Here is a 25,167-nt window from a genome sequence, read left to right as displayed (position 1 = left end):
ATTTAGATAACATAATAAGATCCCCGACTTCTTTTTTATCTTGTCGATAAATTCTAGATTGATGTCAGAAGTCGGGGGTCTGGCTTGCTTATATAGTTATAGCTGTGAAATTAAATATCACAAAAAAATAAAATTTGTATGTAAATACCTTAATACATCATTATTTGTAACCATGTATTAATTTTTATTGTCTATAACTAGTATCAATATTGACTTGGTATTCACTGTATGGTTATGCTACTAATAGAAAAAATTCCACAGTGTCACTACCAAGATTTATCTAATTATGTCAGTAGCTAACTCACTCGAAAATTTGAGAAACATTGACACACTCAAAAAACTATTTTGTAGTCAATTAAATTACGAAAGAGTTAATCAAACCCTTTCCCCTCGTCAACTAAATGAAACAGTTATCAACGAACTAGCAGAAGAACCATTATTATTAGCATCAGCACGAATTAACAACGATTTTCATATTATTTATAGTCGCCTTAAATCAGAAAATTTATCCAGACAAAGTGAAAGAAAAGTAGTTGATGAACTCACCAAAAAACATCCTTATACATTATTTGTATTTTCTAATCAATCACAATCTCGCTGGCATTTTCTCAATGTTAAATACGACAACACCTTACAAAAAACATTGCGCCTTTGCTTCTTAGCGACTTTGCGCGAAACCAAAAACAACCTAAAATTGAAAGAGGTAAAAAATATCTGCGTCCATCTGCGTTGAATAATTACCGCTTGTACCTCACATAATTCATAATTCATAATTGAGGAGGGGTTTAACAATGTGCTTTACCCCTACCCATAACAACAAGAAAATACCACTTTGCGCCTTTGCTGCTTTGCGACTTTGCGCGAAACACCAGACCTAAAGACAAATTATGAATCACGAATGATATAATAAAACAGATAGAAACAATATAAAGTAAAAAATCATGCAAAAAGCATTACACATATATACCCTAGAAGAATATCTAGAACTATAAAAAACCAGCGAAATAAAACATGAATATATTTCCTCGTTCTCATACTCTTCTGTATGGGAATGAATTTTAGAAGGCTCAAATTTCTATTAAAACAGAGGCAGAGCCTCTATAATAGCATTCCCAGTCTCTGACTGGGAACGAGAAAACTAGAAACCATAAAGCACCTCAAAAATAGACAATCATCACTCCACAGAGTACAATCAATTATGAATTATAAATTATGAATTATGAATTATTATGCTTGTACATTACTCGAAGGACAACCTGAAGTCTAAATTAGTCTGAAAGAGTGTAGAGAAACGCAATATTGGTTGGAAATGTTAATTGAATCAGAAACAGTACCACCTCGAAAGTTTAACCTTCTCCTGCAAGAAGCAGTTGAAATTGGGAAAATTTTAGTTGCTTCCATCAACAAACTCAAACAAAAACCAAAATTATAATGTATAAATTATGAATTATGACTTCTGAATTATTATGGTTGTTGCGACACTCCACGTAAATTCTGTCACAGGTAATGATACTAATACTGGTTCTCGGTTGAGTCCGTTCAAAACTATCACCCGTGCCTTAAAAGCCACCACCGCACCGGGAATTATTCAGTTAGCACCAGGGACTTACAGCACTGCAACGGGTGAGGTTTTTCCCTTAATCATTCCTGGGGAAATGTTACTGGTTGGTAATGAATCTAACAAAGGTCAGGAAATTATTATTTCTGGGAGTGGTGAATATCAAAGTCCCAGCTTTGGTATGCAAAATATCACCTTGTTATTATTAGGTGATGCCAGTATCTTAGGTGTAACTGTTACCAACCCTATCAATAAAGGTACGGGGATTTGGATTGAATCCACAGCCCCAACTTTAGCTAATAATACTTTCAGTAAATGTGGAAGGGAAGGAATATTTACCAGCGGTAACGCCAAACCTGCAATTTTAGATAATGTGTTTGTACAAAATGTTGCCAGTGGGTTAATGATGGCACGTTATAGCAAAGGGGAAGTGTTGCGGAATGTGTTTGAAAATAACCCCGTAGGGATAGCTATGAGCGATTTTGCAGCGCCTTTAGTAGCAAATAACAAACTGATCAAGAACCGATTAGCAGTGGGTATTTCTCGTGATGCTAGTCCGGTATTACGACGAAATCTGATTTGTCAAAATACGCAAGGTGGTTTGTTGATCAATGGTAATGCGGTTCCTGATTTGGGCAAACCCCAAGATCCGGCTGATAATATTTTTCGTGATCACAAAGATTTCGATCTTCAAAATTTATCATCTCAACAGGTGACTTCTGTAGGAAATCAGTTGAATCCTGCTCAGGTTAAGGGCGTGGTAAAATTTATTGCCGCTACAGCCGATACTCCTAGCCAAGTCATCAGTACCAGTTTTTCAGACTTAGATGGACATTGGGCAACGGCTTTTGTTGAAGCATTAGTGAATAAAGGTTTTATCAGTGGTTTCCCTGATGGCACTTTTCAACCAGCTACACCAATTACCCGCGCTCAATATGCTGCTTTAATTACCAAGACTTTTCAACTATCTGCTAGTAATAAACTCGATAGATTTAAAGATGTAAAAACTGATTTTTGGGCGGCTTCAGCCATTGCTAGTGCGGCTGATGGAGGCTTTTTGAGTGGCTTTCCTGATGGTACTTTTAGGCCAGGACAAAATTTAACCAAGGTGCAGGCAATAGTATCAATTGTCAATGGCTTAAAATTCAGTGGTAGTAATCCTAATGGGTTAAATGTGTATAGCGATCGCGCCCAAATTCCCAGTTATGCCATTAATGCGGTGACACTTGCTACCCAAAAACTGCTAATTATCAATTATCCCCAACTAGAACTATTAGAACCGTTACGAGAAATTACTCGTGCAGAGGTAGCAGCATTAATTTATCAGGCTTTAGTTGCCAGAGGCCAAGCAGAAGTTATTCCCTCTCTCTATATCGTCAAACCAGATACAGAAATTCCCTCATTTTCTGATTTAGTAGGACATTGGGCAGAACCATTTATTCGGGCTTTAGTGAGTATGAATTTAACTCAGGGTTTTGCTGATGGGAGTTACCAACCAGATAAACCCATGACTCGCGCCCAATATACGGCTTTAATAGCGGCTGCTTTTAACCCCACACCCAAACGCCCAGTAACTGAGTTTACAGATGTCCCAGGCGATTTTTGGGCAGCTAAAGCCATTCAAATAGCCGCTAGTGGTGGTTTTGTGGGAGGATTTAGCGATCGCACTTTTCGCCCCCATCAAAACGTGCAGAGAATACAGGTGATTGTTTCCCTAGTCAACGGACTGGGACTACCAGCCGCTAATAGTGATTTGTTAATTGCTTACACTGATAGAAAGTCTATTCCTGAATATGCCAGAACAGCGATCGCAACTGCCATCCAACAAAATATTATTATCAATTATCCAGACCCCAAGCTGCTTGCACCCACCAGAGATGCCACACGCGCCGAAGTTGCAGCTATGATTTATCAGGCATTAGTCGTCCTCAAACGGGTTAAACCTATTTAGTCATTAGTCAGTAGTCACTTGTCATTAGTCATCAGATTATTAACCTCTCCCTGCCCCCTGTTCCCTGTTAAGAGTTCCCTGTTCCCTGTTCCCTGTTCCCATTTAGTCATTAGTCAGTAGTCACTTGTCATTAGTCATCAGATTATTAACCTCTCCCTGCCCCCTGTTCCCTGTTAAGAGTTCCCTGTTCCCTGTCCCCAGCATTTAATGGTCACTTTGTCCAGAGCTTAAGTTCTACTATATTATTTTGCATAATGGCGATTGACAAGTAGAATGAAAAACACTAACTAACAAATTTGCGGCTTGTGGAAAAAACTTTCATGTAGCTAAAAAGACGTTAAGCTAGATGCGATGGGTGAAACATTTATACCTATTGCCTGGAAATAAAATCCCATGCTAACAACACCCCCAAACCCCTACGCCGAATTGGCCGTCAACTTATTAGTTCATTATAGTTTTGACCTCAATGGGTACAGTGCCAGTGAGTTAATTAACCATTGGCGCAGAGAGTACCCGATTGATTGGCTACATTTAGCAGTTATTGAAGCTTTGTATCAAGGAAGATATAAGGCGATATCAGTACAACAAATATTAACCTTTTGGCAACGGCGAGGGCAGGTGGTTTATCATTTCAACATGGAATTTGAGCGGATGATTTGCAGCAAATTTCCAGAAAGCTTAACCAAAACATCTCCACCCGTTCTACCATCAATACCGCAAGCAACCCGACTTGAGTCTGCACCTGCAAAGAATACTCAAATATTAACTGCTCAAGTTGGCAATTATTACCCAGAGAGTCACAGTCACACTGCATCCCGATATCTAGCAAATGGAGAGCAACAACAGGTGCGTGTGTTAACATCTCCCTCGTTTAAAGTTGCAGCGGATATCAGCAAGAGAAAGTTAGCAGCATCCGTGAGTGAAAAGCTGATGACTCAGGGGAGTTTATCCACAGCGACAGAACTACCCCAATTAATGCCAGCAAATGCCAATAATCCCCCAATTGGGCAATTTACTCCCCAAAGGAGCGATCGCTCTGAGTCGTTTACATCTAAACTCAAAGCAATGACCAGTGAACAGGCAGAAGTTGCTGTGTAGGGAACAGGGAACAGGGAACAGGGAACAGGGAACAGGGGAAGCAGGGGAGCAGGGGAGCAGGGGAGCAGAGGAGAAATATGATCTTGCTCTTGCCTTTTACATGAGTGCCAATGCCCTATTAATTAACCTGCTGAATAATGGCTCTCAAACCCTTGCTATTCAAGAGTTGAACCATTTCACTGGCATTATCTTGACTGCTAAAAACTCCTACTTGCATCACTCTGCGACCTTGTGAGACTTTAGAAAAAGCATCAGGGGCTATAGAACGCACTAATTCCTGTTGTGTGTTGCTGGTAACTGGCACTATGACGCGATAACGTACACCAGACCTAGTAGTTGTATAACCTCTGGGTGCTGTCACTATTCGGGAATTGTTAACAGTTGTCCGTGTCGGGAGGGATGCTTGAGGCGCAGTAAACTCAATTACTCCCGGTTCAACTCGCACATAATTTAATTGTGGTGTGTCTTGTGTTTGCCAGGTGCTTGGTTGGGAAGTATTGCTGGGTAAAGAACCCTGTACGTTAACATTAGTAGCTGGTAGCTGTGGTAATGGACTATTTGGGCGTGTATTTCTGCCCCTGGATAGGATCATAGCCGACGGGTTAAAAGTTTTGGGAATGCTGGGAGCCGCAAAAACAATTTCTGGTTCTTTAGGAACTTCCTGTACAGATATAAAAGTGGGTGTAGAATTCCTGACAATTGGTGCTGTTCTACCGCTAGTATCTACATTACCGATAATGCGATTTTTATTGAGGTTATTGCCGACAGCATAAATTACTTGCTTGGCAGCTTTGGCGTTAATATCAGAACGACGATTATTGCGAAATTCGTTCCCACCAGGTTCTCTGCTACTACCTAAATCTGGCGTAGCTTGGGCAATGATCACCAAACCATCTTCTTGACTGCCTTGAATAAGATTATTCCGCAAAATTGGGCTGGTATTGGCTTGAGCTACAATCCCGGATCTGTTGTCTAAAATTTGATTACCAACAATTACAGGAGCAGCGTTTTGGGCGATGTTAATGCCAAAACCAGTGCGTTGCAAGAGATTTTCCCGAATTTCCGCACGAGAATCACCAGAAATTGTAATTCCATTAGCACCATTGCCCTGAAAATAATTTTTGCTCACCGTCGGAGTAGCATTACCAGTGATGGAAATTCCGTCTTGAGTACTGCTAGTAAAAGTATTTTCCTCAACTACTGTATTCGTAGATTCAATCCATAAACCATAACCACGACTGTTGGTGTTAGTGACTGTAACACCGCTTAAACTAGCTTGATTTGCACCAACAATAGCCACATTTTGACGGCCAAAGCTGCGACTGAGGTATTCACCACCGCCTAAAATATTCACACCTCTGCCTTTGTTGCCAGGGTCTCCTTGAATAGCTACACCCTGTTTGAGGATTAAGGGAAATACTTCACCTGTGTTGGGGCTGTATGTAGCAGGAGAAAGCATAATGACAGTATTTGGTTGTGCTAGTTGCAAAGCTTGGGTAATTGTCTTCAAAGGAGCTATTTCACTACCATTCCCATTTTGATCATTGCCGAGACTGGGGTTGACAAACAGGAGGTGAACCTGAGAAATTGTTCTCTCATTGTTGAGTTTCTGTTCTGTTCTGATGGTAATCTGAGCAATGGCACTGCTAAAATTTGTCTCTAAAAGTGCTATACTTCCTATTCCCAAAGCAACGCTCACACTCAATATTGAGGATGGCAAAACTGAAAGTTTCAGTAGGTAGGCACAAATTAGCTTTGTTGACAGGATATCTACTATACGCTTATGAAACCATTGAAGGGGAGACATGAACTTTATATAACTCCTGAAAAACACCAGTGAATTTTTAACGCTCAACCAATCATGTCGATAATATTCTCATATTTTCACCAATTGGCTATTTTTCATACAGCTTAATTAGTAAATTTTTAACAAAAAACCGCTAAGATGCACATATTATTTAATAGGCTGGAGGTTTGTGTGAGACTACAAGCAGGGTTATTTTAATGGTCGAAGCCCACAGCCAAAAACAACAAATACAACAAGTGGTTTATCGCATTTTAGACGCAAATTTAGACCGCGCTCGCGAAGGGCTGCGAATTATTGAAGAATGGTGTCGCTTTGGACTCAATGATGCCCAGTTAGCTGAAACCTGTAAGCACCTACGTCAAGAAGTAAGTAACTGGCATTCGGCACAAATTAGGGCGGCACGAGATACACCAGGTGATCCTGGTACTGTTTTAACCCATCCCCAAGAAGAACAACGAAGTTCGATCACATCTTTATTACAAGCTAACTTTTGCCGTGTCCAAGAAGCTTTGAGGGTGTTGGAGGAATATGGCAAGCTTCATGATGCCAATATGGGGAAAGTTTTTAAGCAAATGCGCTATCAGGTGTACACCCTAGAAAGCACTTTGATGGGTCATCAACGCCATCAATTACTGTGGCGATCGCACTTGTATTTGGTAACATCCCCGGTAGATAATTTGCTAGAGACTGTGGAAGCATCTCTCAAGGGCGGATTAACACTGCTACAGTATCGGGAAAAAACTGCTGATGATCTGATTCGTTTGCAAAGAGCTAGGAAACTCAAGCAGTTATGTCACGATTATGGCGCTTTGTTCATCATTAATGACAGGGTAGATTTGGCTTTGGCTGTAGATGCGGATGGGGTGCATTTGGGACAACAAGATATGCCTATTGCTGTAGCCCGTCAATTATTGGGTCCCCAGCGTTTGATAGGTCGCTCTACCACAAATCAACAAGAAATGCAAGGGGCAATTACTGAAGGTGCAGATTATATTGGTGTGGGTCCTGTGTATGAAACGCCGACTAAAGTAGGTAAAGCCGCAGCAGGTTTAAATTATGTTAGCTATGCAGCCAAAAATTGTTCAATTCCTTGGTTTGCAATTGGGGGAATAGATGCCAGTAATATTAATGATGTAATTGATGCAGGAGCGCAACGGGTTGCTGTGGTGCGATCGCTCATGCAAGCTGAACAACCTACTTTAGTCACACAATATTTTATTTCTCAACTCTATCGGAAGTAGGCAGGGGACTGGGGAAGAAGCAGGGGAGCAGGGGAGCAGGGGAGCAGGGGAGCAGGGGAGCAGGGGAGAAGATTTTTACCAATTACCAATTACCTACTACCAATTATGAATTATGAATCAAATTACTTTACAAGTGAATGGAGAAACTCGCAGTTGTTTATCCCAAACGCCTTTACCAGAATTACTTCAGCAGTTGGGTTTTAATCCCCGCTTGGTGGCAGTGGAATATAATGGTGAGATTTTACACCGTCAGTTTTGGACAGAAACTAAAATCGAAAATGGCGATCGCTTGGAAGTTGTTACCATCGTCGGTGGAGGATAGAAGAGGCAGGGGAGCAGGGGAGCAGGGGGAGCAGGGGAGCAGGGGGAAAAGATTTTTACCAATGGCCAATGACTAATGACCAATTACCTAATTTAATAGACAAGAATAACGAGATTCGGGATTATATAGCCAACGGTGATAGGTTTTGCGTTTGGCTAATTCTTGTCCTTGACGACCGAGTTTTTCCCGCAGTTGTTTGTCTTGGCACAAACGTTTAAAAGCTTGTAAAACTTCATAACCAGAGTCTGGATTTACCAACAGGCCATTTTCTTCATGGTGAACTGCATCTAAAATACTCCCTAAGCGAGAGGCAAGTACAGGTTTACCAAAGTATTCTGCTTCTAAGTGAACCATTTCCAAATTATCTATGGTTTTGGTTTTGGCTTTGTCTTCCTCTAAGGTAAGCATGGCAAAAATGTCACAAGCTGCATAATAACCGGCTAGTTCCCGTTCAGGTACATAGCCTGCAAAATGCACTCGTTGATCCACCCGCAAACGTTGAGATTGGGATTTGAGTTGTTGTTCACAAGTTCCTTGTCCGCAAATTATGTAGTGAACATCTACACCAATAGTTAATAGTAAAGGGATGTTATCTATTACTCTGTCAAAGCTTTTATGTTTGAGTAACCTACCAACAGAAAGAATGACAATTGCGGTTTCGGGAATGTTGTAAGCCTGACGTAAGCGGATACGTAAATCATCCAGATGACTCAGACTGCTGGGAGTACCAAATTTTTCGGGTCTAACTACTGGGTTAATTACATGAGTAGGAGTGTCTAAGCGAAAAGTATTTCTTAAAGTTTCGCGAATATAGGAACTGTTACAAACAATTCCTTCGGCTCGTTTGAGGGTAATTTTAAATAACGATCGCCATAAAAAATGACGAGATATATCTACCAAATCATTACCGTGGAGGTAGATGAAAAAACGAATAGGTAAGATGTAACTGAGTAACAACAGGGCTGGAAAATCGTAGCCGTGACACCATTCAATGTAGCGGTAATGATAGCGAAAGTATAGTTTAATAGCCAGTAATAAGGTGCAAATAATATTAAATAAATTCAAAAAAGGCTTGAATACATTGCTCAAGAAATTACCACCTAAGAAATTCACCCACAGACTAAAGTTAGTCCAACGATAAACTGGAAACTGTTGTGCTTTATCAAATATTTTATCTCCACAGCAACCAGCAGCCAGTACAATCACTCTGTCTGGATCTTGCAAACAACGATTATAGACATACTCTCCAATTACAGCTTCTTGGGGCTGAAAGATGCGGGAGATAACTAGGATATCTGGATAAGCTGTGTTCTCCCTAATTTGTGTTCCTAGTTGTGAAATATGTTCCATGATTCAGGTTGATAAATAAACTTCAAATCCTTACTTCAACTATTTTGGGATTTTTTATAATACTGTTTAGCAAATGAAAAAATACTTGCTGAAGCAGCTGGGTAAGTTTTATCTCCAAATCAAACTCAAAGCATGGCGTTAGCCATTCGCCACACTGCGCTATCAAACATCAAGCGGCTTTCAATCCTGACCAGCAGTTGCTCCAGGGAAGCCATCCTGTTGGGCGTGAGACCCCAAGACCGCACTGCCTCCTCCTGACTCCTAAATGCTGTTGTCAGATGTTCCTGAGAGAAACTACCAACAATATTCACTATCCCAAATTGGGCGAAAAATTGGTATAAATAAAAATTATTTTCTCTTTATTTTTATGCCAATTTATTACCAAAGGAGGATTTTTTACGGTTTCTAATAGATACAGAGTTTATCGCTGATATGATCGAGTAATTGTATAGAGACTGCTGGACAAATTACTAAATCTAGCTGATACTACTAGATTAGCTCGAATATTGCTAAAATTCATGCCAAAATGCCAGAAAATAGGAAAAATTTAATACATTGGCTAATAATTTCTATGCCGAAATAATGATTTACATCTGATACTGATATTATGTTTGTTGAGCATAGTTACACCATGATTTATTGTCTTTATTTTCATAAGTATTAAATCAGTAAACAGGTAAAAGGCATAAAGTTAAGAGACTTAAACCCAAGTGATACAAGTAACTCTCAACTGATAACTGATAACTGGTTACTTAAAGCCCCTTGCCAATATGTGCTGAATATAGTGTCTCGATCCGGAAAAAAAATTAGTCCCTATGAGAAATAATTTGACCGAATGCTTGTCAGTCAGAAGTCAAAATTATTGCTGATAAGTCTGGCATTCCTCTGAGACGGTAATAATTAATTGATTCCCAAGTTTTACGAGCGCAAAGATGTTTCGCGGTACGGTTATCAACCAAGGAATCTCCCCTCTGTTGATTCCCAACGCGAGATAATACGCGGTAGATTGAATATATAGCTGACAATATTTGCTTGTGGCTGGTGTCTCCTGCGTTGTCAAACTCATCGCAGTAGGAGAGAGATCTTAAAAATACTGTTTTTCTGTGAAGATTATGCGTAAAAAAATACAACGAACCCTCAAACCTCTGTTAAAAATTGCCTTTGTCCTCAGTCTGGTGCTGGCTTTAGCACTGGGTAACGCTGATGGTGCTTTAGCTGCACGCAGTGGTGGACGTATTGGTGGGGGTTCTTTTAGAATGCCTTCTAGCCGCACTTATACACCACGCACCTACGCACCTCCTGGTGGTGGGGGATACTATCCTGGTGGTGGTTTTGGAGGTGGCTTTGGCTTTCCGTTCCTAATTCCTTTTTGGGGTATTGGGGGTGGTTTTGGTGGTGTGTTCACAATTTTGATATTCTTTGCGATCGCTAACTTTTTAGTCCAAACTTTCCGCCGTGTCACCAGTGAAGATACTGGAGAAAGAGGTTATAACAGCAACCCAACAGTTTCCGTCAACCGTTTACAAGTTGGCTTATTAGCACAAGCAAGAGGTTTGCAAAGCGAACTCAACCAAATAGCAGAAAAAGCTGATACCAACACTCCAGAGGGGAAAGCAGAAATCTTGCAAGAAGCCAGTCTAGCTTTACTGCGTCATCCTGAGTATTGGGTATATGCTGGCAGTGGTAGCCAACAAGCGAAATTAAATGCTGCTGAATCACAATTTAACCGCTTGTCATTGGCTGAACGCAGCAAGTTTAGCGAAGAAACTCTTTCTAACGTCAACAATCAGCTAAAATCTGTTTTGGCTAAAGAATTACCAGGTAATGTGGATAACCCTACTCGTCTGATTAGTGAAGGTCCTGGAGAATATATCATTGTCACCTTATTAGCTGCAACCTTGGGTAAATTTGAAATTCCCCAAATTAATAGCGTGGATGATTTACGTCAAGCTTTGCGACAAATTGGTAGTCTTCCTGGTGAGCAACTTTTAGCTCTGGAAGTGTTGTGGACTCCCCAAGCAGAAGGTGATACTTTGACTTCTGACGATTTGTTTGCTGAGTATCCTGATTTGAAGTTGGTTTAGTTGCTTCTTGGGTTACGGTGACTTACCAACCTAATACGCACAATTTAGGGGTTTAGCATTGCTAAACCCCTGCTTCGTCATTCTTGAATATATTTAGGGCTTGCTGAGAAAGTCTTCTAGTGGACGTAGGGAACAGGGAACAGTTTTAGCCGTCTGGTGTAGTTGGCGTTGCTGATTAAGAGTATGATTTTGTTTCACGCAGAGGCGCTCCAGTCACAGAGAGTAAGAGTTTGAAATCATTAATTTTTCAATTTCATACCCTAATTCAGCAATGCCAGGCATAGTTAAATTTTGCGTAGTTCTTCCTTATCAAGTTCATGATAACAAATTGAAAATCAATTGTCAACCTCCCATACTCCTCTTTGCGCGAAACTCATTCCTGTGCGGAAAACACCACCCTAAAACCTGACATCCTTAAACCATCATCTGCTTCATTCCAACTACGACTAGCACTGCGACAAAGTTCCGCACTAAAATTCCACGCACCACCGCGCAAAACCCGACGATGTATATCACCATCCACATCCCACACACTACCATCTGCGGGTGCGCCATCATAATTTTTATGCCAAGGATCAGCACACCATTCCCAAACTAGGCCGTGCATATCATACAACCCAAAGGCGTTCGCTACATCAAAACTGCCTACGTTTGTTGTTGCTTTGCGGAAATTGCTTTTGGGTTCAACTGCGTAAGTGGCACTACCATTACAATTAATTAAATCAGATGTAATTGTTTCCCCAAAATGAAAAGATGTGGTAGTTCCTGCACGACAAGCATATTCCCATTCCGCTTCACTAGGTAAACGATAATTTCTGCCAGTTTTCAGCGACAACCGCAAACAAAATTCTATTGCTTCATACCAAGAGACCTTTTCTATGGGTAAATTTGCATCTTTAAATTTTGTGGAATTGAGGTTCAAAGGTTGGGTTACTTGCGGTAAAGCTGCTACTGCTTTCCACTGTGCTTGAGTAATGGGATATTTCCCCATATAAAAAGGTTCAACTATAACTTTGTGTTGGGGATGTTCATCAGCATTACCTTCAAAGTTTGGTGAACCCATCAGAAAACTGCCACCAGGAATTGATACCATTTCTAAAGTGACATTTTTATTCAATTCTTCTGCAAAGAATTTGGCACTACCTCTATCGCGGTTAACTTCTCTTCCTCCCGTATCTACAGTAATAATCTCAAAATCAAAGGTTTCCAAAGGTGGTACGGAAACGATTCGTTTTTGTGGTGGTGGTTCTGGTTCAGGTGGTGGTGGTGGTTGAGGAATAGAGGAAATTTTTAACTCTATCGGGGGTGATGATTCGATTTTTAAATCATGTTCCAAATCATATAAAACTTCTGTTGCTGACTGATATCTATCACTAGGGAAATGTTGCAATAAGTGATCTAAGATTTTCTTGAGATCATCACTAATAGTAATCCCTTTTTGTTGTAACCGTTCCTCCCATAACCATTTTGCAGTCATAGGATCATAAAGAGGATCTTTAAGTCCATAGGTATGCTGCATCGGTAAATCTTGAGTTAATAACCTGACACAAGTTACACCTAAAGCATATAAGTCACTAGCATGACAAGCAAAACCTGCCATTTGTTCAGTTGGTGCATAACCTAAAGTATAAATAGCTGTTGCTTGTCTAGCGATACTCGTGTGAGTAACTTGTTTTGCACCACCAAAGTCAATTAATACAGGTTTTTTATCTGCATCTCGACGGATAATATTTTCAGGTTTGATATCCCGATGGATCACATTTTTTTTGTGAACAAAATCGAGAACTGGCAATAAGTCTAATAGAAGTTGACGAACTTCTGCTTCATTATAAGCCTGTTCTTGAACTTCTTCTAAGAGAGTTTTACCAATAATAAATTCCTGCACTAAATACAAGCTAGAACCTTGTTCAAAGTAAGCTAATAATCGAGGAATTTGGGAATGATTTTCGCCTAGTTCATATAATCTAAAAGCCTCTTCTTTGAAGAATTCTGCTGCTTTTGCGCGTTGTCCTGTTCCCTGAACTTGGGGGAAAAATTGCTTAATAACGCAAGGTGCGTTTAGTCTGTCTGCATCTTCTGCTGCGTAAGTTTTGCTAAACCCACCTTCACCTAATAACCGCAAGACACGGTAACGGTTTCTGAGGAGTTCACCAAATGTACCATGTCCACAAACGATGCAAAATTTACTGTAGTTAGGGTTGAAGGGGTTTGAACAATTGGGATTTTGACAAATTTGCATGGCTGAGGAGAAGATAGCATTTTGTCGAAAGTCAGCCCCAATATTTAATTAGTTATCAGTTATCAGTTATCAGTTATCGGTGGGAATAAATAAGGGTATATATATGGGCGCACAGATTTCCATTATAATACTATAAATAAAATAGATTTGGGAATTTGTCAAGTGTTTGGTTGATGATTTTTTGTGGTTTTAGTCATTTATATCCCCAATTTATTAAATAAGTGGGGGTTCTAAGTTGATTAATTTTCAGCTTTTCTCTGGTAGGTTACGGAGTGGGATAGATTTCCCTTGATAAAATTGCTTTTCTAGTTTGTTTAGTTGTCACCATGCTAACCCAAATGCCAAAGGTGTAACTGTCTCGATGATGACTGTTAAAAGAGATATTGGATGTAGAAAAAATGCTAAAATTGGACTACTTGCTAAAACTAAGAATGTTATGATTGAACACCATAGTTTTAATGTTTGAATATTAGCTAGGGATTTTCGACAACTGACGCATTTTTCTGTATGGGAATAATCCCTTTCTAGTAAGTAGGTAGGCGGGAAAATTGCAAGGTATGTCATTGCGAACGGAGCGTAGCGGAGTGAAGCAACCGCAAGGGTTTTGATGATTTTACATTTTGTTACATAGTTAGGTTTATTTGTTCCTACCTACTTAGTGCGTCTTTTGGTAATGGTAGGGGAAAAGGTTCGGCTTTGTATTGGTTTACCCACTGACGCAATGCGGAAAGTAATGACGTTCGCGGAGGGTGCTGGAAGCACTATTAGGAATTACGAATTGTTTTGTTTCTCTCCAGAAGCACGAATTAATTCACCTGTAATTGCAACGGTGGCGGTGATAGAAATTAACATGACACTAAGGGCGTTAATATCAGGTTTAACTCCGGTTCTGATGCGGCTAAATATTTCCATTGGTAGGGTATTAGAACCACTACCTGCGGTAAAACTGGAGATGAGAAAGTCGTCTAAACTGAGGACGAAAGCCAGCAAGCAACCAGATATAATACCAGGCATTAATTGGGGTAAGATAACTTTGATAAAGGCTTGAATATGGGTTGCACCTAAGTCTAGTGCGGCTTCTTCGAGGTGGGGGTCTAGGTTATTGAGTCGGGATGATACTACGAGTCCGATGTAGGCAACACAAAAAACTATATGTGCTGCTACAATTGTCCAGATACTTAAGGGGATGGCAAAGGCGGCTAAACAGACGAGGGTGGCAACTGCGATCGCAATATCGGGAATTAATAATGGTAGATAAGATATACCCTGATACAATTTCTTCCCAGGGAAATTATAACGCGCCAACCCCACAGCCATCAAAGTTCCCAAAACGGCGGCAACAGCAACTGCACTAAAGGCAACCAGCAAACTGTTTTTCAAAGCCGATAAAATGCGAGTATCAGTGAATAGTTTTTGATACCATTCCAGGGTGAACCCTTGCCAAGTGGCGCTGTAGGGTGACTGGTTAAAGCTATAAAAGCTTAGTACCAAGATAGGCAGATACATGAACACAAATACCAGTAGGGAAAAAACTGCCTGCCATGTCAGAGACTTTTTTTTGCTTGAGTTAGAGATATTCATGTTTATACTTAATTTTATAATTCTTGTATTAGATTATACGACTTTTATAACAAGAGTCAAGGTTTTGACAGTGAGTTTACAGATTTAGGAAGTAATTTAACAGACAAAAACGATAGACTAGCAAAATGCCAAGGCGGAAATTAATGGTAATTACCTCTAAAGTTTGGTCAATTATAAATTGCATATTTTCAGATATTTTCGGTAATTAGGGTAATTAATCATTGATTTTAATGGTGATGATTTTCTATGGATCTGCCTAATTTACCTCTGGAGTAGAAGATAATTTCCTTACCTCAGATAGACAAAAAATATCTAAGTTACAGCATAAGATTTTGGAGCAATCATCCATATAGTTGGTGTTTTAAGTGATTTACTGCTATAGTGAATCGCTGGTCATTAATTTACATCAAACAAATAAACACCACTAATTTACAATTTTACCTTTTAGGAGGTTGATCATGAGAATTGCTCAGATTGCTCCATTGTGGGAGAGAGTACCACCTCCAGCTTATGGTGGAATAGAATTGGTAGTAGGTTTGTTAACAGATGAATTAGTTCGACGAGGACATGAAGTTACATTATTTGCATCAGGAGATTCTCTAACTTTAGCTAAGTTAGTATCAGTTCATCCTCGTGCTTTAAGACTTGATTCTACAATCAAAGATACCAGTGTTTATGAATTGCTACAACTAGCTTCAGTGTATGAAAAAGCTGATGAATTTGATGTTATTCATTCGCACATGGGACATATCCCACTAGCATACTCAAAGCTAGTGAAAACTCCCACAGTGCATACTTTGCATGGAATTTTTACACCAGATAATGAAAAAATCTTTAAATATGCCAAAAACCAGCCTTATATAAGCATTTCTGACTCCCAAAGAGAACCCAAGTTAGGATTAAATTACGAGGCTACAGTTTACAATGGCATTGATGTTAGTAGTTATGAATTTTATTCTCAACCAGTAGATCCGCCATACCTGGCATTTTTAGGCAGAATATCTCCAGAAAAGGGACCGCATTTAGCCATTGAAATTGCTAAAAAAACTGGTTGGCAGTTGAAAATGGCGGGTAAGGTGGATAAAGTGGATGTAGACTATTTTGAGCAGGAAATTAAACCGCATATTGATGGTAAGCAAATTCAGTATTTAGGTGAAGCTAACCATGCAGAAAAAAATGTCATCATGGGCAATGCTTATGCTACTTTATTCCCTATTACTTGGAGAGAACCTTTTGGGTTAGTAATGGTAGAGTCAATGGCTGCGGGTACACCAGTAATTGCAATGCGAATGGGTTCGACTCCAGAAGTAATTGCTGAGGGAATAACAGGTTTTCTTTGCAATAATACTCAGGAATTTATTAGTGCGATTGATGAGGTAGCTCGATTAAACCGCTATGCTTGTCGGCGATATGTAGAAAACCATTTTAGTGTCAAACAGATGGTTGATGGTTACGAAGCAGTTTATAAACAAGTTCTCAAAGAGAAGTTTGCTAAACACAATGGATATTTACGTCCTGTTGTAGTTAATTAGATCGATTAAATAGAGCGCGAATCGTCTCTATCCGTTGGCGATTTACTCCTAAGTCGCCATAACCTAAGCGGGAAGCTGAACGTAGATGAATCACCTTAGCCTGAGAGTCTAGATAAAATTCTACATCATCAACAAATCCCATCAAAGCAGATTTAAATTCTGCATATAAATAATCCTCAGCTTCAGTAATTATCTTGGTTCTAGGTAAAGATTGAATAATACCTTTGAGTTGAGATAATGCTTGTTCTGCGGTTGAGGTAAAACTCAGTGGTGGGATTTGATGAAGTGAATCTGTACTCTGACTAGAAACACAGTTAGGACTAGAAGGACAGGGTGCTAATCTACCATCTTTAACGCCTAAATTATTAGGTCTTGTGCCTGCGAAGATCATAGGATTAAGTAGGGGTAAAATAATCAGAATTAAAATGCTAAAAACGATCAAACACAAAAAACCTCTTCTTGTTTGTTTAATCCCCACAAAAAATATTCATTTTTGAGTTATTTATTGATTATAAATTAAGCTGGTTAATTGAATATTAAATAATAAGACAAATAGAGCGATCGCTATGACCCTTCTTTTCTATGACCTGCGTAATGTGCTAATAACCACAAAGCATAACGCTCTAATCCAACCAAAATAGCTGTGATTCCCAGCGCCCAAGCAAATAATACCAAATTATTGACATTATTAGCTTTGAGGGCAAAACTGAGGGAGGTGGAGACAGCAGGAGGGTGCATGGCATCTAGTAATATCATGAGTCCTATAGCTAGGATCATTGCTAGTCCACCGGAAATATACCCACCACCAAAAATTAGAAAGGTGATAAAACCAATACCAGCAGCCATCATTTGAGCAAGTATCAAAGTGCGGATAGCATTAGTTCCGTGTTGGGGGTCAAGATAAATTAAAAAGGCGCTGGAAGCAAGAGAGGCAAATAATAGGCGTTGTTGCGTGAGTGCTTCTACAAAATACATAACTAACAGTACAACTGCGGTAGGGGCTGTAGCTAATAATATTTCTCCTTTCAAGTCTAACCTGCGCCTGAGTGTGCGATTTGCCCCTTCTAATGGTTTTAAGCTAGAACGTTGTTGGCTCATAATAGTGATATCGCCTTAACAGCTTGTTACATCAACTTTAAGACTTTGGGGATATGGCTTCTTCTCACGAATGATAGACAATCTTGAGGCTGATGAAAACATAGGTAATCTAATCGTTTTATGATGCCATTAATTACCATTTAGCCTCAAAAAAATTATGACATCCACAATTTCCATCAACGATAATCACTTGTTAAAACTTGCACCCTTAGAAGTTCCCAACCGCTTATTACTTGGTCCTGGTCCCTCTAACGCTCATCCTACGGTATTGCAGGCCATGAATACCACACCATTAGGGCATCTTGACCCCGCATTTTTAGCCCTGATGGACGAAATTCAATCTTTGTTACGCTACGTATGGCAAACGGAAAACCCCCACACCATCGCCGTTAGTGGTACAGGTACAGCCGCAATGGAAGCCACTTTAGCTAACACCGTAGAACCGGGAGACGTGGTATTAATTGGTGTAGCTGGTTATTTCGGAAATCGCTTAGTAGATATGGCGGGAAGATATGGTGCAGATGTGCGAACCATCAGCAAACCTTGGGGTCAGGTATTTTCTTTAGATGAAATTAGCACAGCGTTAGAAACTCATAAACCGGCAATTTTAGCTTTAGTTCATGCGGAAACCTCCACCGGCGCACGTCAGCCATTGGCAGAAGTGGGTGAGTTATGCCGTAAATATGGCACATTGCTATTAGTAGATACCGTTACAAGTTTAGGTGGTGTTCCCATCTTTTTGGATGAGTGGGGAGTTGATTTAGCTTATAGTTGCAGTCAAAAAGGTTTAGGTTGTTCTCCTGGTGCGTCACCCTTTACCATGAGTACGCGGGCAATGGAAAAGTTGCAGAAGCGTGAGACTAAAGTTGCCAACTGGTATTTAGATATGTTGTTGTTGGGGAAATATTGGGGGAGCGAGCGCATATATCACCACACAGCCCCGATTAATTTATATTATGGTTTACGGGAAGCTTTGCGTTTAGTGGCGGCAGAAGGTTTAGCAAATTGCTGGCAACGGCATCAAAAAAATGTCGAATATCTTTGGGAAAGCTTGGAAAGTATTGGTTTAAAAATGCACGTTGAGAAGGAATACAGGCTACCAACTTTAACTACTGTTTGCATTCCTGAAGGGGTGGATGGAAAGGTAGTTGCACGGCAGTTATTACTTGAGCATAACATTGAAGTTGGTGGAGGTTTGGGAGAACTTGCTGGTAAGGTTTGGCGTGTAGGTTTGATGGGTTTTAACAGTCGTCCTGAAAGCGTGGATAGGTTGATTGAGGCTTTAAAGCAGGTTTTGGGTAAGTAGGAAGTAGGGTTTGCTGAAAAAGTTTTGTCGTGGAGATAGGGAACAGGGAACAGTTTTACTCACATCTTGCACCAAGCCCAGGTGATTAGAAAGATACTGCTAGACAAACTAAGTAGGGCTTGCTGAATAAAGATAAAACCGTTTATTAATAAGGGTTTCGCGGATTTTTATCACAAGAAAGTGCAAGGTTTTGGCTTATGGTGTCTCAAAACAGGTACATTTTTCCTTGTCGGATATGGGAAATTGAAGATATCTAGATAGCTGAAACTGTTCCCTGTTAAGAGTTCCCTGTTCCCTCCCCTCACAGACAACTTTTTCAGCAAACCCTAAGTAAGTCGGCGGGAAAAAACCGAAGTATATAACAAAAAGTAAATTCACCAAAACCCTCTTCCCCGTTCCCCGTTCCCTGTTCCCTGTTCCCTCCCCTCACAGACAACTTTTTCAGCAAACCCTAAGTAAGTCGGCGGGAAAAAACCGAAGTATGTAACAAAAAGTAAATTCACCAAAACCCTCTTCCCCGTTCCCCGTTCCCCGTTCCCCGTTCCCTGTTCCCTGTTCCCTTGTCATAACGACAATTTTTAACGCCCACTTACTTATTTCAAACCAATTAAGTTAATAATCGCCTTGAGTAGATTGTCCAGGGATATTGGTTTAGAAATATGCTTCTGAAAACCCACTTTTAGTGCTTGCTTTTCGTCTAGTTCCCCAGCATAGGCTGTCAGGGCGATCGCGGGAATCTGTCCGCCCTGCGCTGGTGGCAAGGCTCTGATCTGCCGCATCAGCATATAACCATCCATTTCTGGCATCCCAATGTCACTCAGGAGGATATCTGGAGGGGATTGAGTTAATGCTGTTAATGCTTCAAAAGCGGAAGCGGCTGTGATGACTCTTGCTCCTTCTTGTTCCAATAGAAAAGCCACAAAATCTCGTGCATCGGCATCATCATCTACCACTAAAACTTGGATACCATGCAAACTCAGGGATGCTTCAGACAATTGAGAATCTTCATTGACAATCGGCACAAATGGCATCAGTGGCAACTTCAGGGTGAAGATGGCTCCCATTCCTTCACCACGGCTCTCTGCTTGAATCGTGCCACCGTGTAGATCGACTAAGTGACGCACAATTGCCAAACCCAAACCTAGTCCACCAAACTTGCGAGTGGAGGTGCTATCTGCCTGCCGAAAATAATCAAACACATAAGGTAGGAAATCAGGAGCAATGCCTTTTCCGGTGTCGCTCACAGTGATTTGAGCTTGAGTATCAATTTGTGACAATTGCACCTCAACTCGACCTCCTGCGGGTGTAAATTTAACGGCATTAGAGAGCAAGTTCCACATCACTTGCTGCAAGCGGGTTGAGTCGCCCAAAACCGATCCTATTTCCGCATCAAGGTTTGTCTTGATACGAATGGATTTGGCTTCTGCTGCCAGTCGCACAGTTTCGAGCGCCGCTTTTATGGTTGATGCTAGATTAATCGGGCTACTCGTGAGACTGAGCTTGCCTTGCAAAATTCGCGAGACATCTAAAAGGTCTTCAATCAGTTCGGCTTGCAGCTGGGCATTACGCTCAATGGTTGCCAGAGCTTGTTTTGTCTTTGGTTCGTCTAGCTTGGCTTTTTGCAGGAGCCTTGACCAACCTAAGATCGGATTGAGGGGCGATCGCAACTCATGAGACAACACAGCTAAAAACTCATCTTTGATTCGGTTTGCGGTTTCGGCTTGTTCTCTGGCTGCACGCTCCCGTTCTAGTAAATGCTCCCGTTCCTGTTCTGCTTGTTTGCGATCGGTGATATCGAGTGCAGTGCCGAAGAAGTCCATTGCTCGCCGAGACTGCCCTTCGCCCTCAAATTGCACTTGCCCGTTAGCAGATATCCACCTATCAGTGCCGTCATCCCAAATAATTCGGTAATCCATCTCATACGTCCCTGATGATCCAGGCGCAAAAGCCGCAGCAATGGCGATCGCAATACGCTCCCGATCATCAGGATGAATCCGCTTCGTCAAACTTGGCAGCGGTAATTCCTCTGCATCATCTGGCTCACCCCAAATCTCCCGCATCCGCTCATCTAGCTCAACTATGTCTGTGTGGTGGTTGTAGCGCCAAGTCCCAAGTCGTCCTATTTTGATGGCAAGCCGCGCCTGCTGCTCATTCTGGCGTAAGACTTGTTCTATCTGTTTGCGCTCTGTGATATCACGAGAAATACACAACAACCGTTCGACTTGTCCATCTGCACTTCTAATTGGAGTCACCTTGACATCCAAATATTTCGGCTCACCTGCCAAAGTTAGACAATAGCCTTGAAATGTTCCCACTCCAACTGTTATGGCGTTATTGAGTGCTGCCTGCGCTGCTGAATGGTCAATTTCTGGCCAGAAGTTGACCCATGAGGAGCGGATAAATGGAGTGATGTCATCAATACCCAGGAGGGTTTGTCCTCCCGGACTCATGTACAGGAGCGATCCCTCTAAATCCAATACCTTGATACAATCCCTACTACTTTCCAGAATTTCCCGATTAAACGCTTCACTTTCTCGTAATGCTTCTTCTGCTCGCTTGCGCTTTGTGATGTCCAGTGCAATCCCTGTCATGCGCTGGCTTTGCCCGTTGTCATCGTAAAAGGTCTGCCCAATCGCAGTTAGCCATCGCTCTCCCCGAATTGGGTGGAGAATGCGGAATTCAACATTGAGGTCGGTGCTGTTTGCTAAAGCTTTTCGGGTTGCTTGATCGACGAGATCGCGGTCTTGCTCAACGATAGAAAACAGCCAATGCTCATAGGAGGGTTGAATGGTTCCTCTCTCAAGCCCATACAGGAGGTAGTATTCATCTGACCAGGTAACTTGGTTGGTGACAATATCCCAGTCCCACACGCCAGCATTGGCAGCTTGTTGAGCAATCCTCAATCGCTCTTCACTTTGGCGTAGGGTTTCCTCGGCTTGCTTGGGTTGCGTGATGTCGCTCACTAATGCCACAAACCCTTCAACCTTTCCCTGCTGATCAAAACGAGGCACGTAAGTACCCCTAACAAAGCGTGTACCTGCACCTTTGTAAAGAAGTTTGCTCTCAAAGGAAGCTTCTTGCCCTGCCAATACTTGTTCAACGTAGGGACGAATCGTTGCATACGCCGCTTCGCCTAGCACTTCCCACATATACTTCCCATACACCTCAGTGGTAGGATTTCCAAACCACTCTTCATATTTTTGGTTACTGAAGCGGTAACGCTGTTGGGCATCGATAAAGGAGATCAGCACCGGAACAGCATTTGTGATCAGGCGCAGTTCGGCTTCTCGTTGCCGTAGCTCCTCCTCAGCGCGGATGCGATCGCGCAACGCAGCTTGCTGTTCACTGACATCGAGTGCCACACCCGCCAGAAGTTGTTGCCCAGCCGCATTACGAAAAGGGAACTTAACGGACATATAATAACTGTCTTCCCCATCTTCATGCTGAATGATTTCCAGTATTTGTATGGGTTGTCCACTGGTCAAAACGGTCATATCATTTGTGTGAAACTGCTGGGCAGTTGTTGCTGGCAGTAACTCAAAATCCGTTTTGCCGATTAAATCTGATTGCCCTCTCTTGATTAATCGCTCCACCTTGGCATTTACATAAACATATCGCCCAGATTCATCCTTAATGAATGCTGCAACTGGGCTATGGTTCATAAAGCTTTGAAACAGTTCCTGACTTTCTTGCAGGGCTGTTTCCGTTTGCTTGCGCTCCATAAACTGACCAATCTGGCTACCAATCGCCGCAATCATGTCTAGTAAATCTTCGTCTGGCTCTTGGACGTGTTGGCTAAAACACTCAATCACAGCGACGATTTCGTCACCCAGTAAAATGGGAAACCCCAAGCCCGACTGTAATCCCACCTGAGACGCGAGTCTCATTCTAGGGAAGTTACTGTCTTGACTTAATTCACTGATCCAGTGTGGTTGACGGCTTGCCCAAACGCGACCTGGAAGCCCAATACCTTGTGCAAAGGTGATTTGCTCGGTTGCTTCCACAAATTCCTGCATATCCACATTTGCAACTTGCCAGTAGTTGATACAACGCAAGAGCGGAAGATGTGAGTCAATCTTCCAGATCGCCCCTAGTTGCCAGCCTAAATTTTCACACAGAGTCTGCAAAATGGCAGGGGTTGCTTCCACAAACGTCTTTGCTTCAGCTAAAATCCGTGTAATGGCATACTGAACATCCCGGCGTTGCTCTGCCCGTTTGCGTAAGCGAAGCTCGTCGTAGAAATCGCTAATGTCTCGAAAATACATTGCTAATCCGTCTGGCGAAGGAAACAGCGAAATATCCAGCCAGCGATTAATGACGAGTGAAAAGGCTTCAAACCTCACTGTTGTTTGATCTGCCATTGCTTGCTCAAATTGCTGGGCAATCACCGAATTTTGGGGGTCAACTTCGGTGAATGCCTCTTGCCAACGTTGGCCAAGGAGTTCCTGAGGCGATCGCCCTAGCATCCGAGCAGCTTCTTGATTGATGTAGGTATAACGCCAGTCGCGATCAAAGGCGACGAACGCATCAGTGATGCTTTCAAGAATATTAAAAATGCGCTGATCGGCTGCTTGCAGGGATTGTTCAAATTGCTTGCGTTCGCTGATGTCAAGCGTTACACCCACCAGACGAACCGGCGTGCCTTTGGAGTCATACACCAGTTGACCTCGGACAATCAGCGAGTGCAAGCTACCATCAGGATGATAGCAGCGTTCCTCCACTTCATAATCTATCCGCTCTGCAATGGAACGCTCAATAGCGGCTTGGACAAGGGGGCGATCATCGGGGTGCAACGCCGCAAATAAGGTTTCGTGAGTGAACTCTGCATCAGGCGGCAAGCCAAAGTGGGCCTTGCATTGAGCCGAACAGGTGAGAACTCCTGTCGTCAAGTCATGCTCCCAGGAACCGAGCTTTGCAGTTTGCAAGGCGATTTTAAAATGCTGCTCTTGTTGTAGCAGTGCCAATTCCGCTTGTTTGCGGTCAGTAATATTGCTAAAGGAAACGACTATTCCATCGTTTAACTTCACAACGACGTTACGAAACCAGCCTGTCAGATATTTACTGTCAGAAAACGTCTCAAATGTTTCAGAAATGCCAGTTTCGGCAACTTTCACGTAGCGAGCAAAAATCCCACTAGTTTGACAATCGGGAAACAGTTGCAGTAGGTATTGACCCAGTAACTCCTCTGGTGTCCGGTTCACACTTATTGCAGCGACTGAATTGGTGTATTCGATTTGGAAGTCAGCGATTTCTCCTGGTGCATCATATCGGATGCTACGCAAAATGATAAATCCGTCGGGCGATGCTTCTAGCACCAACCGAAATCGCTCCTCACTCTCTGATAATGGGACAGGTTCTAAATTTTCTGTAGCAGAGGCAGAGGGATGATTAGAAATCGCAGCATTCACTTCACTCATCAAACGCTCAACTCCGCCTCTGAAAAGTATTCAGCTAACAAAGTTTGGCTCTGCTCAACAAGCTCAACGACAGGTGAACGGCTGAAGTGGATGAACATCATTTTTATTTGCTTGAGTGGCAGAAGTGAGGGCTGCATACTACCGTTTTCCCATCGATTAATCATGCTCAAAGCAACTCCTAGTGTTGCTGCAAACTGCTCTAGGCTTAATCCAGTTAAATGCCGAACTTTGTGAATCAGATGGCTAACTTCTGGTCGCCCCAGCGCAACTGTCTTTTTAACCATGAAAACTCAATAGATGGAGCTATTGGGTATAGCTTCTGGCATCTACATTTTAAAGAGGTGAATTTATAAATCTATCTACCGTAAGAAGTAATTATTCAGGATTTATTAGCTGTTCCTACCCATTGTGTTCACGAAGTGTTCCGACGGTATACAGAATGACAAAACTATACGCTCTCTCACATCTTGCACCAGGCGACTGGAAGTCACGGACGATGTCTATGACGCACTTTTGCTGATAAGACTCAAGCAAGCCATCGCCTACCACCTATCTCAAAAAAGCGATCGCACTTTTGTAGGAC

General features: G+C 41.8%; 17 protein-coding genes. 9 read left to right on the top strand and 8 right to left on the bottom strand.

Annotated features, from left to right (window positions below; genetic code table 11):
• The first annotated feature begins 286 nt into the window (after nt 1-286).
• From H6G06_RS08060 to H6G06_RS08045, 4 genes are all read left to right on the top strand, one after another.
• Nucleotides 287-733, top strand: a complete 447-nt coding sequence (locus tag H6G06_RS08060) for a hypothetical protein (protein ID WP_242039628.1) — start codon at nt 287-289, stop codon at nt 731-733.
• Nucleotides 734-1,267: 534 nt separating this feature from the next.
• Nucleotides 1,268-1,432, top strand: a complete 165-nt coding sequence (locus H6G06_RS08055) for a four helix bundle protein (protein WP_338422924.1) — start codon at nt 1,268-1,270, stop codon at nt 1,430-1,432.
• A gap of 34 nt (nt 1,433-1,466) precedes the next feature.
• Nucleotides 1,467-3,509 (top strand): S-layer homology domain-containing protein, encoded by a 2,043-nt coding sequence (locus tag H6G06_RS08050; protein WP_190558854.1) that lies wholly within the window; start codon nt 1,467-1,469, stop codon nt 3,507-3,509.
• Nucleotides 3,510-3,902: 393 nt separating this feature from the next.
• A complete protein-coding gene (locus H6G06_RS08045; protein ID WP_190558852.1) occupies nt 3,903-4,607 on the top strand; it encodes a hypothetical protein in 705 nt (234 codons plus the stop codon).
• A 118-nt stretch (nt 4,608-4,725) separates the two neighbouring features.
• Here the strand turns inward: H6G06_RS08045 and H6G06_RS08040 are convergent, their stop codons facing one another.
• Nucleotides 4,726-6,414: a DUF1565 domain-containing protein gene (locus H6G06_RS08040; protein ID WP_190558850.1), complete on the bottom strand. Its 1,689-nt coding sequence runs from the start codon at nt 6,412-6,414 to the stop codon at nt 4,726-4,728.
• 197 nt (nt 6,415-6,611) lie between these two features.
• On the opposite strand from H6G06_RS08040, the gene H6G06_RS08035 reads away from it, so the two are divergent.
• A complete protein-coding gene (locus H6G06_RS08035; RefSeq protein WP_190558848.1) occupies nt 6,612-7,655 on the top strand; it encodes a thiamine phosphate synthase in 1,044 nt (347 codons plus the stop codon).
• 109 nt (nt 7,656-7,764) lie between these two features.
• Nucleotides 7,765-7,977 (top strand): sulfur carrier protein ThiS, encoded by a 213-nt coding sequence (thiS, locus tag H6G06_RS08030; RefSeq protein WP_190559146.1) that lies wholly within the window; start codon nt 7,765-7,767, stop codon nt 7,975-7,977.
• 87 nt (nt 7,978-8,064) lie between these two features.
• On the opposite strand, the gene H6G06_RS08025 is transcribed toward thiS, so the two are convergent.
• Nucleotides 8,065-9,327: a glycosyltransferase family 4 protein gene (locus H6G06_RS08025; RefSeq protein ID WP_190558846.1), complete on the bottom strand. Its 1,263-nt coding sequence runs from the start codon at nt 9,325-9,327 to the stop codon at nt 8,065-8,067.
• A 1,112-nt stretch (nt 9,328-10,439) separates the two neighbouring features.
• Here H6G06_RS08025 and H6G06_RS08020 point away from each other — a divergent pair.
• Nucleotides 10,440-11,411, top strand: coding sequence for a DUF1517 domain-containing protein (locus H6G06_RS08020; RefSeq protein WP_190558844.1), 972 nt, complete (start codon nt 10,440-10,442; stop codon nt 11,409-11,411).
• 373 nt (nt 11,412-11,784) lie between these two features.
• On the opposite strand, the gene H6G06_RS08015 is transcribed toward H6G06_RS08020, so the two are convergent.
• Together H6G06_RS08015 and H6G06_RS08010 are read right to left on the bottom strand one after the other, a co-directional pair.
• The gene (locus tag H6G06_RS08015) at nt 11,785-13,650 is read right to left on the bottom strand and encodes a bifunctional serine/threonine-protein kinase/formylglycine-generating enzyme family protein (protein WP_190558842.1); all 1,866 of its coding nucleotides are present in this window, start codon (nt 13,648-13,650) and stop codon (nt 11,785-11,787) included.
• Between the two features lie 771 nt (nt 13,651-14,421).
• The gene (locus H6G06_RS08010) at nt 14,422-15,231 is read right to left on the bottom strand and encodes an ABC transporter permease (protein ID WP_190558834.1); all 810 of its coding nucleotides are present in this window, start codon (nt 15,229-15,231) and stop codon (nt 14,422-14,424) included.
• Nucleotides 15,232-15,689: 458 nt separating this feature from the next.
• On the opposite strand from H6G06_RS08010, the gene H6G06_RS08005 reads away from it, so the two are divergent.
• The gene (locus H6G06_RS08005; RefSeq protein ID WP_190558832.1) at nt 15,690-16,763 is read left to right on the top strand and encodes a glycosyltransferase family 4 protein; all 1,074 of its coding nucleotides are present in this window, start codon (nt 15,690-15,692) and stop codon (nt 16,761-16,763) included.
• On the opposite strand, the gene H6G06_RS08000 is transcribed toward H6G06_RS08005, so the two are convergent.
• Together H6G06_RS08000 and H6G06_RS07995 are read right to left on the bottom strand one after the other, a co-directional pair.
• On the bottom strand, nt 16,756-17,154 hold the full coding sequence (locus H6G06_RS08000; RefSeq protein WP_190558830.1) for a DUF1499 domain-containing protein: 399 nt from the start codon (nt 17,152-17,154) through the stop codon (nt 16,756-16,758). The two genes, H6G06_RS08005 and H6G06_RS08000, sit on opposite strands and share 8 nt — an antisense overlap.
• 173 nt (nt 17,155-17,327) lie before the next feature.
• On the bottom strand, nt 17,328-17,861 hold the full coding sequence (locus H6G06_RS07995) for an HPP family protein (RefSeq protein WP_190558828.1): 534 nt from the start codon (nt 17,859-17,861) through the stop codon (nt 17,328-17,330).
• A 157-nt stretch (nt 17,862-18,018) separates the two neighbouring features.
• Here H6G06_RS07995 and H6G06_RS07990 point away from each other — a divergent pair, with 157 nt between their 5' ends.
• Entirely contained in the window at nt 18,019-19,167 is a 1,149-nt protein-coding gene (locus tag H6G06_RS07990) for an alanine--glyoxylate aminotransferase family protein (protein ID WP_190558826.1), read from the top strand.
• A gap of 593 nt (nt 19,168-19,760) precedes the next feature.
• Here H6G06_RS07990 and H6G06_RS07985 read toward each other — a convergent pair.
• On the bottom strand, nt 19,761-24,584 hold the full coding sequence (locus tag H6G06_RS07985) for a PAS domain-containing protein (protein WP_206754711.1): 4,824 nt from the start codon (nt 24,582-24,584) through the stop codon (nt 19,761-19,763).
• The gene (locus H6G06_RS07980; protein ID WP_190558822.1) at nt 24,584-24,868 is read right to left on the bottom strand and encodes a helix-turn-helix domain-containing protein; all 285 of its coding nucleotides are present in this window, start codon (nt 24,866-24,868) and stop codon (nt 24,584-24,586) included. Before H6G06_RS07980 ends, H6G06_RS07985 begins: the two co-directional genes overlap by 1 nt.
• Nucleotides 24,869-25,167: the final 299 nt, after the last annotated feature.

Source organism: Anabaena sphaerica FACHB-251, assembly GCF_014696825.1.
Lineage (GTDB): Bacteria > Cyanobacteriota > Cyanobacteriia > Cyanobacteriales > Nostocaceae > RDYJ01.
This window is presented reverse-complemented; position numbering and strand designations above follow the sequence as displayed.